Raw genomic sequence first — 13,063 nt, 5'->3', positions numbered from 1 at the left:
TTCTAAACGTCTGCATTAAAGGCATTCGGCAGCCACTCGAGCGCCGTGCCGGTAATGGCGATGATGTCGAAACGGCAATTCACTGTTTCAAAACTGCCGCCGCGTTGTGCCAGCCAGAGAGCGGCGGCACGCAGCAGCTTATGTTGTTTATCGCGGGTCACGCTGGCGAGGGCACCACCGTATCGCGCATCGCGCCGGTAGCGAACTTCGACAAACACCCAACAGTGCCCGTCACGCATAATCAGGTCAAGTTCCCCGCCGCGACAATGGACATTGCTGGCTTCCCATTTCAGGCCAGCCTGCTCCAGATAGCGGCGGGCACGCTGTTCGTGCCCGGCACCAATCTGACGGCGATTTAGTTGGCCGGCGCGATTTCGCCCCGACGATACTGGTTCCATGTCAACTTCCTGTTGATCACACAATCCGCATCGGCGCTGAGCTTGCCGGTATTGCCTTCCAGCGTAAAGCCCGGTGACTGACGCATCTGGTTAAAGTGATTCGCCAGCGTCCAGGCATCAATCCCCATCGCATACAGGCGCACCAGCGAATAGTCATTGTTAAAAGACTTAGACGCCTGCTGCATCAGACCCGGATTGGTGCCGGAGAGCAGTGGGATATCACTGAACTGCAGGCCATCCATCTCCAGCCGGAAGTCGGCACCGGTACCGGCCTGGGCGCTGCGGGAACTGGCATACAGCGCGATGTTGCTGCGGCTGCCGGTACGCATGGTGATCATCGGTTTAATCAGCTGCAGTTCGCCCTGTGTCGAGACGATATAGACCGCATCGACCGCGCCGTCACCGCTGGGGCTGGCGACGTCTGGCGTGCTCTGCTGCGGTGCCGGAATGTTCACGCCCGCAATCGAGACGCCCTGCGGCTCAGCAGGCGCGGGATTAACCGGCGTGCCGGATAAACTGATACCTGCGCCACTGTTGATGCCCTGTTTCAGCTCAGCAGTGGAACCGAAGCGCTGCTGCAGCACGGTGGTGCCGCCCAGCGACTGCCATTCCTGAGCAAATGCGTTGGTCACGCGATCGCCCAGTCCACTGCGCGGCACCAGCAGCAGCGGCTGACGCTTGCCCTGCTCCCAGATATGGTGCGCGGCATCGCGCGCTTCGTCTTCAGGAGAAAGCGCAAAGTAACAAATATTCGGATGGTTCTGGATCTTTTCCGGTTCGTTAAGCGCCAGCACATTCAGTGGTGTCTGGCTGTTAGCGACCTGCTCAACGTCACTCTTCAGCAGTGGACCCACTACGATGGTGGCGCCATCCTGCTGCGCCTGCTGCATCACCTGCTGAATCGGCTGGCTGCTGGTGTCGTAGACCTTGATCTGCGCGTTGCTGGCCGGTTCGGCGGCGGCGGGTGGGGTCGCCGCAGGTTGAGTCTCAGCAGGTTGGGTGGCAGCCGGCTGTGGCGTTGCCGCATCGGCTGGCTGCGCTTGCGGCGCGCTGATAGGGGCGGCAGAAGGACTGACCACCGCATCAGCAGCAGCGGGCTGCGCACTGGCGCTGGCATCCGCTGGCGCGGGCTGGGCTGCTGCAGGCTGCGGCGCTGGCGTCAGGGCACCATTTTTGGCGTCATTAAAGCCTTTCTGAATTGCATTGGCGAACACCTGCGCCTGGCCGTTGAGCGGCAGCAGCAGCGCAATGGTGCTGGTGGAGGCTTTGGTGTAGTTCTGCATCTGACTCAGCTGAGTCGGTAAGGTTTTGGCTGCCGGGTTCTGCGGATAGCGGGTCTGCCAGTCTTTAATAGCGGATTTCAGCATCTCAGCATCCTGGCTATTGGCACGCCAGACCGCGAGCAGATCCAGCCAGCCCTGCAAAACATTTTCGTCGGCGTTGATCACCAGATTACTGACTTCCTGCGGCGGCATCTGGGTCAGTGCCTGCCAGGTGGCGTCAATATTACTTTGATGATCCGGGCCTTTCAGCAGCGGCTCCTGCGCAATATAGGTGCGCAGCAGCGAGAGCGAGGGACGGCCCTGGGCGAGAGCAATCTGCAAACCGTAGTAGCGGGCCAGCTGATCCTGCGACAGTTCGCTGGTTTTCACCTGCTCTAAACGCGCCTGCGCCTCTTTAATCTGCTGTTTCGACAGCTGCAGCTGCGCCTGCAACAGCAAGAGTTCCTGCTGCTGAGTGTCTGAAAGCTGCTGCGGCAGCTGGCTGAGCTGCTGGGTCGCCTCAGGATACTTTCCTTCCTTCAACAGGGCGCGGATTGCAAGTAATTGCCAGTCGGTCTTGCTATCATCGCTGCTCTGCTGCGCTTGTTGCAGATAATAGGCTGAGCTGGCGGTAGCAGGCCCCTGAATATTGACGGTTGAGGTTTGCGGCCCCTGACCGCTACACGCGGCTAAAATCAGCCCGGCAAGAATGACAGGCAGAAAGCGTCCTGCTTTACGACGAACGACTTTTGAAGGAAGCATACTGTATCCAGTGATGTTTTTTTCAAGATGCTCAATATTAAATCGGCAATTCGGATGAAACAATGAAACAACTCGATCGGGCAGAGATTTCTGCCAGCACGCTCTACATCGTTCCAACCCCGATTGGTAATTTGGGTGATATCACCCAGCGGGCGCTGACGGTGCTTTCGAGCGTCGATCTGGTCGCTGCGGAAGATACACGTCATACCGGGCTGTTGCTACAACATTTCGCCATCACTTCGCGACTCTTCGCACTTCACGACCACAACGAGCAACAGAAGGCCGAGCTGCTGCTGACGAAGCTGCAAGAGGGTCAAAGCATAGCCTTAGTTTCTGATGCCGGCACGCCGCTGATCAACGATCCCGGCTACCATCTGGTACGACGTTGTCGCGAAGCGGGGATTCGGGTGGTGCCGCTGCCAGGCGCCTGTGCCGCCATCGCTGCCCTGAGTGCTGCCGGATTGCCGTCCGATCGTTTCTGTTACGAAGGGTTTCTGCCGGCCAAAACCAAAGGCCGATGCGATACCCTGCGTGCGCTGGTGCAGGAGCCACGTACCCTGATCTTCTACGAATCGACCCACCGTCTGCTGGACAGCCTGCAGGACATGGTGACTGAACTGGGCGCTGACCGATATGTGGTGCTGGCGCGCGAGCTGACTAAAACCTGGGAGTCGATTTACGGTGCGCCGGTCGCCGAGCTGCTGGCGTGGGTGAAAGAGGATGAAAATCGTCGCAAAGGCGAGATGGTGCTGATTGTCGAAGGCCACAAGGCGGACGAAGAGGCGCTACCGCCTGACGCACTGCGCACGCTGGCGCTGCTGCAGAAAGAGCTACCGCTTAAGCGAGCCGCTGCCCTGACCGCTGAGATCCATGGCGTGAAGAAAAATGCGCTCTACAAATATGCGCTGGAGCAGCAAGAGGCGTGACAAATGGCGGCGAATGCCCTATCATCCCGCGCCGAAGCTGACCAGACAGTCGCCGCTTTGTCGTCGTCCTCACTTGTGGGGAGACGGGCAGAGGGGAGGAAAGTCCGGGCTCCATAGGGCAGGGTGCCAGGTAACGCCTGGGAGGCGCAAGCCTACGACCAGTGCAACAGAGAGCAAACCGCCGATGGCCCAGAAATGGGATCAGGTAAGGGTGAAAGGGTGCGGTAAGAGCGCACCGCGCGACTGGCAACAGTTCGTGGCACGGTAAACTCCACCCGGAGCAAGGCCAAATAGGGGTTCACAAGGTACGGCCCGTACTGAACCCGGGTAGGCTGCTTGAGCCAGTGAGTGATTGCTGGCCTAGATGAATGACTGTCCACGACAGAACCCGGCTTAACGGTCAGCTTCGACTACTTCTAAAAACCCCGCTTCGGCGGGGTTTTCCGTTTAAAGACCCAACCCTTCTCAGGTGCCACCACCCTCACCCGGAACTGGAGCGCGTCTGCCGGGCGACATGAGCCCTTTTCCTGTTCCGGCACCCGTTGTTTACCTTATTCCTGTGCCCCCTTGGTTAGCGATCCGGTTTACGGTCAGCCGATCGCACAGCGGCGGCTCCCTGCTGACAGAATCAATCCCGTCATGCGATTTTTCACAGTTAACGGCAGTCATGCTTTTGTCGTCAGCAGCAGGCCGGGCTGTTTCAGGCTGGGCTGGGCTGGGCTGGGCTGGGCTGGGCCAGAGGGAATGTAACGTTGTGGTCATAGTCCGCAGTGTGCGGGAGAGATGAGTGCATCCCGTCGGCGAACAGCCGACGGGATGCCGCACAAGATGGATGCTGCACCATTGCGATAACGGATTTCCCCGTCACCCTGTTGCATGCTGCCCGGCAGCTGAGATACCCCTATTTTATTTCAGTCATTCACTGCCTGAATCTGTGGGTTTAGCGGCCGATAGACAAAATGCAGCACCGCCTGGACAGGGCTTTTTTGCGGTTTGACATAGATAAAGCCGTCTGGCTGCATATTTAATACCAGCTTATCGTGCTGGGTCGCACCATCAATAAAGTAGTCTTTATCCTTATCCAGCCGGTAGGACTGCTGCTGTTCAGTGCTTTTAAACAGCGCCTGCTGCGACGTCAGGCTGAGGCTATCCACTTCAAAATCCCGCAATGAGTTTCCGATAGCAATCACCACCTCAGCGGTGACCATTGGAATATAAATTGAGAAAAAACCGTCGAAGGTGCTGGTGGCAAACAGCTTTTCCGTCAGCGGAGGCTGATCGTTGCGGATAAATAATACCTCCAGCGGTTGCTGACGCTGTGAGCTTTGAGAGAGCGACCAGGAGAGTGCGTTGCGGGAAGCCGACAGCAGTGACAGAGAATATTCAATACCGCAATGACGCAGTTCAGAAGGGGTATTGGTGCGGCTCTCGCTGTTTTCATCCTGCGCCAGACGCGCTACGCCGTAGCGGCGCATATAGCCAATCGCCTTCTCCGCATCAACCATTTGCTGCGTCGCATCGGTTCCCATATTAATGTCGAACGTCAGGTGTTGCAGCAGATCAGTTTCAATCGCCAGCGGGAAATAGGTATAACGGACCAGATCGATAGCCGCAGAGTCCCACAGCGCCGGTGAAGCCGGGATTGCCCGTTCTCCCGCCTGGCGGACACACCTTAAGGCTTCATGCTGAATCGCCTTTACCGCCGAGATCATTTTCTCTGAATGCATCACGCCTTCACCTATCGGCTCGCCATCATCGGTGTAATCCACCACCGAAAAACCGTGCGAAGAGCAGAGCATTTCAAACGAGGCGATGAAGCGGGTCAGGGTGCGAATCAGGCGGAAATCAGCGGTGTCAGGATTAACCAGCGCGGTGCGATTCTGCTGCCAGCCGGCTGTCCAGGCGGCAATCAGGTAGCAGCCGCGGACCTGTATATTCAGCGCTGCTTCCAGCAGCGGTGCCAGCAGGTTTTGCGCCGTGCCCGCATAGCCAAGATCGATCAGCATCAGGGTTTCGCCCAGCTGCAGCTGCAGCTTATTTTGCAGATGGGTTATCAGTCGCTGGCGGCAGGTCGCTGAACGGGCAAGTGTTTCCTTCACCACCTCATGGCTCAGAAGTGACTTATAGAGGTAATCTGCCGAGTGATTGTGTAATTGAAGCTGCGATGCGATCTTTTTTTTCCGCCGTTCGCTCAGCATCAGATGACGGCTAATCATGTCGAATCCCGCCGCAGTGACTCGCTCCGCCGCACGTAATGTTTTTCCTAAATAGTCGACGATGCTTTGGCGAGAGTGAAAGGCACTTTTTATGGCGGTGAAACGGGAAATATTCAGCGAGGCAGATTGTTCGTCAGGATAAAGCGCATGATACGCCTCGCGGAGCATGTAGCCATCCCGCATCAAAAAGCCCAGCCGGACGCCGGGCATAAGGTCGCGTTGCTGTTTAATAAAGAGCGCAAATGCATACAGTATCGGACCCAGCGTGGTCCAGCCGGTGAGTTGCTCGCTGCTGATCTCATTACGCAGCGCGACGGAGTAACAGGCATGGAACAGTGAGGGGACCGGTGCTGTCGCCCCGCAGGCCGGGAACAGCAGCTTAGCCGCAACGCTGCGCTGTTCCAGCACGTTGGTCACCAACGCTTCATTCTGTTTAAAGTGAATGGCAGTGATGCCGGACTTCACCGGCTGCAGGTAATCCGCCCGGTGATTATCGCCGACATGAAAAATATCCTGCGGCTTAACCTGCTCGCGCTGAACGATCTCTGGCCAGAGCGAGCCTGATTTGCTGTGACCAAATTCTGACGAACAATAGATATGGTCAATCAGGTCTGGAATCTCATCACAGTGCGCCGCTAACAGGCGACTCAACTGGCCGGCATCTAAATAGGTATCGCTGACAATAATGGTGCGGATACCGCGTGCTTTTGCCTGACGTAATAGCGCCAGCGCCGGTGGAAACAGAAAGCCGTTGTCGATCTCCAGTGCCAGCTCGTGCTCCATCATCTGCTGCTGTTGTTCAGCATCAAACTGGCCTTTCAGCTCGCCATAAATTTCCGCCAGGCTGACTTCCTCCAGCCCGGTTGCGATACGCTTTTTCTTTCTGGCATCGGCTTCGGCTACGCCTCTGGCAAGCGGACACAGGCCATGTTGCAGTCGGGTAAATATATCAAACGGGCGAGAAACGTTACGCCAGAAAAGCGTATCGAAACAGTCAAGGGACAAGACTTTAGCATTACTTTGCTGAAATATTTGTTCTATACGTTCAAATGAAACAGAGGGCATATTCATCATAAATATCCGTAAAAATTATTGTTATATAGACATTTTTATTTTACCTGATCGATGTTAATGAATATTGAAAGAGTAGCGGAGGTTAGTGTCAGCTTTTTGCCCGTTAACCCCTGGCCGGAAACAGATATTTACCGTTTACCGGCCTGGAAAAAAACAGGTATTTCCGATATCAATGAGATACGTGGGCCTTAGCGCAATTTTTCTTGCTCGCGCGTGAAGGGGGATGGCATAAGCTACAAATAAATAGCGTATTGATGTAGCGTGGTGCCGAAATGAATTTCCCGCCACAGGTCGAGCAGGGAATCTGCTCCAGCATGTTGCAGTCAATAAAGCGCAGCAACGTCCAGGCGCGGGTAAATTCCAGTACCGGTTTTTCACCAGGTTCGCACGGACACTGTTCGCTGTAAAGTCTGTATGCCTTTAGTAACGATTCGACAGGACGTTTGTTCTCTGTTTTATGCAGATAAAGATAGATGTTATAAAATAAAGAAGAGTGAATATTTTGTTCCCATGAGGTAAACCAGTCGGGTGAAAAGGGCAGCATGCCTTTAGACGGTGAACAGCCTTTTATCTCTTTATACAGGCGCAACAGCTTGCGGCGGCTAAGTGATGTTTCGCTCTCCAGTACCTGCATACGTGCACCAGAAGAGACCAGCTCCATCGCCAGCTGCGTGTCATAAATTTCATCCAAAATGCTTTGATCATTCATGGGGTTATCTTCACTTTGCCAGGGTTGGTTCAGAAAGAGAATGCAGAATATCACTCGAAAGAATGATACCGGTATGAATATGCTGGAGCGCGTCAAGACGGGAATCTTTAGTCAGGAATTCGATCACCGCTTCACTGTTAATCCGCAGCTGGCAAATAAGCTGATTGGTCGAAGCTAATTTTATCAGCTGTGAAATTGACAGGTCTTTAAGCATAGAAATCAATGGGTCAGGCAGTCCAAGCCGGAAGCTTGCGGCGTCTTTATCTCCCTGGTTTATTAATTGTTGCGCCAGCAACAGATAAGATAAGTTCAAATCATTGATATTCTGAACATGCTCGTTTGTTGTATTCTGGTAATGCATATTTTTCATTTGTTGGTATTTCCTTTGGTTATGTTACCTTTATGTTTCGACAGATGCTGACATGCGAGGCAGGTAATGTCAGCGCCGTAGCGCTGCTTATTACCGCCTTACTATTGCCAGGGGGAAATAAAAAGATTATTTACATAAGTATACCATTGTAATTTTTCTGAGCGAAGCCTGATGTCACTAAATAAGCAAAATAATAGAGGCTATTTTGCGAGTAACCACATTATTTAAAAGGTTATTCGCGAGCGCGGAAATTTATTCAATTTGATAATCGCTATCGGAACAGTCGGTTGTCTCAGCGTCTATGATTTAGATCATTACACTGTTTCCGTCGTAAAGAAATTCATTTTCTGAAGGTGCGATTATTCAGTGTGATTCATTTTGTCAGATCTGGCTGTGACTTTTGGTGCAGCATGTTTTTTGTCATGCCTCTGATTTAAATAATGCTGGTTTTTGAAAAGAGAATGTTATGAGAATTATTGCAGTTTTTGAAATGCTACCGGACACGGTCGATCTAAGCGAATGATGATTAGCGAAGAAGAAGGTGCTGGAATAACCATTTAGAGGTATATGTGAGGCAGTGACTGCCGTACTGTTCTGCTACTTTGAGATAAGCCTGGACAATTCCTGCCGTCATGAAACCGTTATTCTCCGGTCATCCTTCCCCCTGTATTGGGGGTATTTTACGGCTTATCTCTTTGGCCGGGCATCCTCTGCCATTAAATATTGATGTTGTACGCCATTCCTTTGAGGTTTTGCTGTGCGGTACCATCCGCGCCATACAGCGCTGCGCGATGGCTCACCTGCTTTACCATACTTTTCAGAGTTAAGGCTTTCTGCATCTGAAGTTCTAAAATCGGATAGATGCTCATATTCATCGAGCTGGTCTGGCGGGCAATGGCGATCACATTGTCCCACAGCGAATTCAGCAGGGGCTGTTGGTGATAAGGTGCGGCCATACCCAGCCGGTTTTCTTCTACTTTGCGCTGCTCTTCGTAAAAATTAATCGTCGATAGCAGACGACTTTTATTGTCAGACAGCATCTGCAGGGTCACCGGATTAAGCTGTGGCCGGTTGAGCTGGCTTAGCTCTTCTTCCAGCACCGGTTTCAGTTCTGCTAACAGACTGTGCAGTTTTACCAGGGTAATACGGAGATCATTCATCAGTTAACTACTCACGTCAGATTATCTGAAACATTTCTTTGGTCAGCGCGCTGGCAATCTTGTCGGTATCAATCGGCAGTTCACCGGCGCTGAGTGCGGCTTTGATCTTGTCCAGATGTTCAATGTTGATATCCTGGCTGCTGTTAGTTTGCAGCGACTGGATTTGATTACTCAGGCTGACTTTCGTCCCGGTACGGGTTTTGCTGGCGGAGGTGGCTCCCTCCACATGACGTCGGTCAGCACGCTTTGAGGCTTCCGGATGAATTTCGGTGAATACGGCAGGCGTAATCTTTTGGCTGCGTTCTATGCTCATCAATATCCTCGACAATCTGTTCGGTAAAAATATTTTCCAGTTAAAGTAAATTATCGGGCGTTGTCGAAATTACTGAAGGCGGCCGACCGGTTATCTTTTACGCCAGCCGGATTAATCTACCGCCACGGCGGCCTGGCCTGTGCCCGTCGCCGTCACGGTGAGGATCTGACCTGTCGGGGTCTGCACCCGTAAATGTTGCGCCAGCGCGGCATTGTCCAGCGCCTTCGCGGCGGCATGGACAGTAAAGCCATCCCCCTGATAACTGACTTCCAGCTTTTCTCCGGCAACGATCGCCCAGCGCTGGCGCAGCTGACTTTCGACCAGGTTCTCACCCGGATGAATCGCGCGTAACGTGACGCGCCCGATAATCCGCTGCGGATCGTAGATCAGCCCGCTGGGCAGATGTTCAGGCGAGCCGCGTTGCGGATGAATCGATTCCCGGCTGACCCGCTCTCCGGGCCGCAACAGGCGGCTTGCCTGCCACCAGGTCGCCGTGACATCCAGATGAATCTGAATAAAGTGCCGGTGGGCGTCGCACTGCGCAATGATGCTGTGCGCGCCAGCCAACCGGCTCAGATTTCCGCTCAGCGTCAGTACCGGACTGGCACAGAGGGTGGCAAGTTGCGCCCTGGGCGTGAGCAACCGCACCCTCAGGCGCGGTCGCACCGATGGCGGTAAATTGATGTTGTTGTTCAACAGGGCGGTAATTGCTTCCGTTAGCTGAATATCCGCCTGCGCGGCACTGCAAATATCGGCGGCTGTCAGCAGCGCGATGAGCGTGATGATTTTAATGATAACGGAATATTGTGTTGCCACGATATGAATGTCCTGAACGGAAACAATGAAAAGTTGCGGATTAATAATGATCTGGCCTGAACCATCGGCATTGAATAATTCTACGGTAAAAGCTTAACTTTCTGATGAAGAAAGTAATGACATAAATGTGGCTATTTAGCCGGATTGCACCTGCGCTTCTTTTTTAATTGCCTTGTTAACCGACCAAGTAGTGCTGCTTCTGTCGATTTTTCAAATTATAGATTTTTGCTGCTCTCTTTTAAAATGGCGCAATTAGAATTCCACCGGCACGAGATAAATAATCCTTATGCTTGATAAACTCGACAGGGAGTTAGGCTTCCAGCAGGCCGCGCTGTCTCTGCTCAATAAGCGCCAGAATATTCTGGCTTCAAATGTGGCAAATGCTGACACGCCGGGCTATCTGGCCAGAGATATCGATTTCTCGTCGCAGTTAAACGCGGCGGTCTCCCGCACCGCCAGTCAGTCGGGGCCGCTGGCATTAACCCTGACCTCAGGCCAGCACATTGCGGCAAAGGCACCGGCGATGAGTGACCCCAATCTTTTGTATCGCATTCCCGATCAGCCCTCTGCAGACGGGAATACGGTTGATATGGATCGCGAACGCGCCAACTTTGTTGACAACAGTGTGAAATATCAATCAGGCCTGACGATTCTCGGTGCGCAAATTAAAAATATGATGAATGCGATTAATCAGGGGTAATTGTTGAGATGTCACTGCTCAGTATTTTTGATATTTCCAGCTCAGCCATGACGGCGCAATCGAAAAGGCTCAATGTCAGCGCCAGTAATATGGCCAATGCCGACAGCGTTGCCGGTCCGGATGGTAAACCTTACCGGGCAAAACAGGTTATTTTCAAAGTTGATGGCGCGCCGGGCCAGCAAATTGGTGGCGTTCGGGTGAGTGAGGTGGTGGAAAGTACCGCGCCGGATCGGATGATGTATGAGCCGGGTAATCCTTTAGCGGACGGTAAAGGTTATGTCCATATGCCGAATGTCGATGTGGCCGGTGAAATGGTGAATACCATTTCCGCTTCACGCAGCTATCAGGCTGATGTCGATGTGATGAATACCGCGAAAACCTTAATGCTTAAAACGCTGACGCTGGGTCAATAAGGAATAACAGAATGGCAGTCTCGCCAGTAATGGGTAGTAACAACAACAGCAACGTGAATAGCACCACCACTGCGGCCACGGATGGCACCAGCAGCGCGGACTTAATGAATAATTTCATGACGCTGCTGGTGGCGCAAATGCAAAACCAGGACCCGACAAACCCGATGGATAATAACCAGATGACCTCGCAGCTGGCGCAATTTAATACCGCCTCCGGGGTCGAGAAGCTTAACGACACGCTTAACAGTGTCGGAACGCTGGTGTCCAGTATGCAGCAGATGAATGCAGCGGAATGGGTCGGCCGCACGGTGATGGTTGAAGGCAAACCGGTGGTCGATACCAGCGGCCAGCAGGGCGCCAACAAGGTCTTCTCATTCGCGCTGGATAGCGATGCGGATAATGTCGAAGTGACGCTCACTGACAAAGAAGACCGCGTTTACCACGCCGAACTGTCAAACGTCAAAGCGGGCGTTAAGAGCTACAGCCTTGATGACCTGAGTAACTTTGATCCTGCTTTACCGCCGGAAGGCACCCGCTTTGACGTCTCCTTTACCGCCACCAACAGCAACGGTGACACACCGAACATTGTGGCGCTGAAAAAAGCCAAAGTCGACAGCGTAGCCTTCTCCTCCGGCGGCTCACTGCTGGAACTTGGCGTTAACGGCACCGCGACGCTCGGACAGGTTTACGAAATCGAGTAATTCAATCATTTAGTGATCGACCAGGAAAAAGAATAATGAGCTTCTCACAAGGCCTTAGCGGGTTGAATGCGGCGTCACAAGCGCTGGATGTTGTTGGTAACAATATCGCTAACTCCCAGACGGTAGGGTTTAAAACCGGATCAATTGCCTTCGCCGACGTGTTCGCCGGTTCGCAGGTCGGTATGGGGGTACAGGTCTCGGCGGTAAACCAGAGCTTCACCGATGGTGTGCTGGGCGCAGGCACCGGCAGCCTGGATATGGGTATCCAGGGCAACGGTTTCTTCCGTCTGCAGAATGAAGCCGGACGGGTTTTTTACAGCCGCAATGGACAGTTCCAGAAAGATGCCAATGGCTATGTGATTAACAACCAGGGCATGTTCCTTACCGGCTATCAGGCCACCGGCACGCCGCCAACGATTCAGCCGGGTGCCGCCGTCGGCCCGATTCAGATCCCTGACGGCCAGATGCCAGCGCGCGCCTCGGACAGCGGCACGCTCAACGGTAACCTGCCATCCGGCAGCGAGGTGGTCACCAACACCACCTTTGATCCGACCGACAGCACCAGCTACAGCACCGCGCCAACCATGATTGACGCCTACGACAGTCTGGGTAACAAGCACACCATCAACGTTTACTTCGCCAAAACGGCGGATAACCAGTGGACAGCCTATTCCCAGGACATTACCGCGCCAGGCACGGGTTTTCAGCAGACCGCGCTGCAGTTTGATACCTCCGGCCAGCTCACCACCAGCCCGGCGAAACTCAACGTTCAGGGCGCGGCCTATGACGGCGGTGAAGCGCTTAATTTCGATTTAGACCTGACCGGCATGACCCAGCAGGCGTCAGAGTTCTCAATGAACAGCCCCTCCACCACCGGTTATGCTCCCGGCCTGATGAATGGCTACACCGTCGGTGATAGCGGCCAGGTGATCGCCTCTTACAGCAATGGCCAGCAGCAGTTACTGGGCCAGGTGGTGTTGAGCAACTTTACCAATCCAGGCGGACTCTCGTCGCAGGGCAATAACTGCTGGAGCGAAACGCCAGAGTCGGGTCAGCCGGTGACCGGCATCTCCGGCTCAGGCAGTCTCGGCACCCTGTACGGCAATAAGGTGGAAGCCTCTAACGTCGATCTGAGTAAAGAGATGGTCAACATGATCGTCTTCCAGCGTAACTACCAGTCCAATTCACAAACCATCAAGACCCAATCAGAGCTGCTGCAGACTCTGGTTAACCTCGGCTAACG

13 protein-coding genes and 1 other RNA gene are annotated in these 13,063 nt (G+C 53.7%); 6 read left to right on the top strand and 8 right to left on the bottom strand.

Annotation, left to right across the window (positions count from 1 at the left end):
- Positions 1–2 precede the first annotated feature (2 nt).
- Together AC6I8I_RS17295 and AC6I8I_RS17290 are read right to left on the bottom strand one after the other, a co-directional pair.
- Entirely contained in the window at positions 3–398 is a 396-nt protein-coding gene (locus tag AC6I8I_RS17295; protein ID WP_312053266.1) for a YraN family protein, read from the bottom strand.
- A complete protein-coding gene (locus AC6I8I_RS17290) occupies positions 356–2,422 on the bottom strand; it encodes a penicillin-binding protein activator (RefSeq protein ID WP_312758682.1) in 2,067 nt (688 codons plus the stop codon). The genes AC6I8I_RS17295 and AC6I8I_RS17290 overlap by 43 nt, the downstream gene beginning before the upstream one ends.
- Positions 2,423–2,484: 62 nt before the next feature.
- On the opposite strand from AC6I8I_RS17290, the gene rsmI reads away from it, so the two are divergent.
- Together rsmI and rnpB are read left to right on the top strand one after the other, a co-directional pair.
- On the top strand, positions 2,485–3,348 hold the full coding sequence (gene rsmI, locus AC6I8I_RS17285) for a 16S rRNA (cytidine(1402)-2'-O)-methyltransferase (RefSeq protein ID WP_497828144.1): 864 nt from the start codon (positions 2,485–2,487) through the stop codon (positions 3,346–3,348).
- 33 nt (positions 3,349–3,381) lie between these two features.
- Positions 3,382–3,760: RNase P RNA component class A (rnpB, locus tag AC6I8I_RS17280), an RNA gene on the top strand.
- Between the two features lie 499 nt (positions 3,761–4,259).
- On the opposite strand, the gene AC6I8I_RS17275 is transcribed toward rnpB, so the two are convergent.
- From AC6I8I_RS17275 to flgA, 6 genes are all read right to left on the bottom strand, one after another.
- Positions 4,260–6,569: an HAD family hydrolase gene (locus AC6I8I_RS17275; RefSeq protein WP_497828143.1), complete on the bottom strand. Its 2,310-nt coding sequence runs from the start codon at positions 6,567–6,569 to the stop codon at positions 4,260–4,262.
- A gap of 238 nt (positions 6,570–6,807) precedes the next feature.
- Positions 6,808–7,347: a flagellar transcriptional regulator FlhC gene (gene flhC / locus AC6I8I_RS17270; RefSeq protein ID WP_312053260.1), complete on the bottom strand. Its 540-nt coding sequence runs from the start codon at positions 7,345–7,347 to the stop codon at positions 6,808–6,810.
- A 10-nt stretch (positions 7,348–7,357) separates the two neighbouring features.
- Positions 7,358–7,717, bottom strand: a complete 360-nt coding sequence (gene flhD, locus AC6I8I_RS17265; protein ID WP_497828142.1) for a flagellar transcriptional regulator FlhD — start codon at positions 7,715–7,717, stop codon at positions 7,358–7,360.
- Between the two features lie 716 nt (positions 7,718–8,433).
- Positions 8,434–8,877 (bottom strand): flagella synthesis protein FlgN, encoded by a 444-nt coding sequence (locus AC6I8I_RS17260; RefSeq protein ID WP_312053259.1) that lies wholly within the window; start codon positions 8,875–8,877, stop codon positions 8,434–8,436.
- Positions 8,878–8,893: 16 nt separating this feature from the next.
- On the bottom strand, positions 8,894–9,190 hold the full coding sequence (gene flgM, locus AC6I8I_RS17255) for a flagellar biosynthesis anti-sigma factor FlgM (protein WP_497828141.1): 297 nt from the start codon (positions 9,188–9,190) through the stop codon (positions 8,894–8,896).
- A gap of 111 nt (positions 9,191–9,301) precedes the next feature.
- Positions 9,302–10,006 carry a flagellar basal body P-ring formation chaperone FlgA gene (flgA, locus tag AC6I8I_RS17250; protein ID WP_497828140.1) on the bottom strand — a complete coding sequence of 235 codons (705 nt, stop codon included), beginning with the start codon at positions 10,004–10,006 and terminating at the stop codon, positions 9,302–9,304.
- 286 nt (positions 10,007–10,292) lie between these two features.
- Between flgA and flgB the strand changes: the two genes are divergently transcribed.
- Genes flgB through flgE form a run of 4 tightly spaced genes read left to right on the top strand, consistent with a single transcriptional unit; the run spans position 10,293 to position 13,061 of the window.
- A complete protein-coding gene (gene flgB, locus AC6I8I_RS17245) occupies positions 10,293–10,706 on the top strand; it encodes a flagellar basal body rod protein FlgB (RefSeq protein ID WP_497828139.1) in 414 nt (137 codons plus the stop codon).
- An 8-nt stretch (positions 10,707–10,714) separates the two neighbouring features.
- Complete coding sequence (gene flgC / locus AC6I8I_RS17240; protein WP_312053252.1) at positions 10,715–11,119, top strand: flagellar basal body rod protein FlgC; 405 nt, start codon at positions 10,715–10,717, stop codon at positions 11,117–11,119.
- Positions 11,120–11,130: 11 nt separating this feature from the next.
- Positions 11,131–11,820, top strand: a complete 690-nt coding sequence (locus AC6I8I_RS17235) for a flagellar hook assembly protein FlgD (RefSeq protein WP_312758671.1) — start codon at positions 11,131–11,133, stop codon at positions 11,818–11,820.
- Between the two features lie 35 nt (positions 11,821–11,855).
- Positions 11,856–13,061 (top strand): flagellar hook protein FlgE, encoded by a 1,206-nt coding sequence (gene flgE / locus AC6I8I_RS17230; protein WP_312053249.1) that lies wholly within the window; start codon positions 11,856–11,858, stop codon positions 13,059–13,061.
- Positions 13,062–13,063: the final 2 nt, after the last annotated feature.

Source organism: Pantoea sp. X-Soil-YNGN-775, from assembly GCF_059730575.1.
This window is presented reverse-complemented; position numbering and strand designations above follow the sequence as displayed.

Excerpts from the sequence above, each read along its gene's own strand:
- flhD (WP_497828142.1), bottom strand. The coding sequence starts at position 7,717 with ATGAAAAATATGCATTACCAGAATACAACAAACGAGCATGTTCAGAAT.
- flgM (WP_497828141.1), bottom strand. The coding sequence starts at position 9,190 with ATGAGCATAGAACGCAGCCAAAAGATTACGCCTGCCGTATTCACCGAA.
- rsmI (WP_497828144.1), top strand. The coding sequence starts at position 2,485 with ATGAAACAACTCGATCGGGCAGAGATTTCTGCCAGCACGCTCTACATC.
- flgB (WP_497828139.1), top strand. The coding sequence starts at position 10,293 with ATGCTTGATAAACTCGACAGGGAGTTAGGCTTCCAGCAGGCCGCGCTG.
- flgE (WP_312053249.1), top strand. The coding sequence starts at position 11,856 with ATGAGCTTCTCACAAGGCCTTAGCGGGTTGAATGCGGCGTCACAAGCG.
- AC6I8I_RS17290 (WP_312758682.1), bottom strand. The coding sequence starts at position 2,422 with ATGCTTCCTTCAAAAGTCGTTCGTCGTAAAGCAGGACGCTTTCTGCCT.
- AC6I8I_RS17235 (WP_312758671.1), top strand. The coding sequence starts at position 11,131 with ATGGCAGTCTCGCCAGTAATGGGTAGTAACAACAACAGCAACGTGAAT.
- AC6I8I_RS17295 (WP_312053266.1), bottom strand. The coding sequence starts at position 398 with ATGGAACCAGTATCGTCGGGGCGAAATCGCGCCGGCCAACTAAATCGC.
- flgC (WP_312053252.1), top strand. The coding sequence starts at position 10,715 with ATGTCACTGCTCAGTATTTTTGATATTTCCAGCTCAGCCATGACGGCG.
- flhC (WP_312053260.1), bottom strand. The coding sequence starts at position 7,347 with ATGAATGATCAAAGCATTTTGGATGAAATTTATGACACGCAGCTGGCG.
- AC6I8I_RS17260 (WP_312053259.1), bottom strand. The coding sequence starts at position 8,877 with ATGAATGATCTCCGTATTACCCTGGTAAAACTGCACAGTCTGTTAGCA.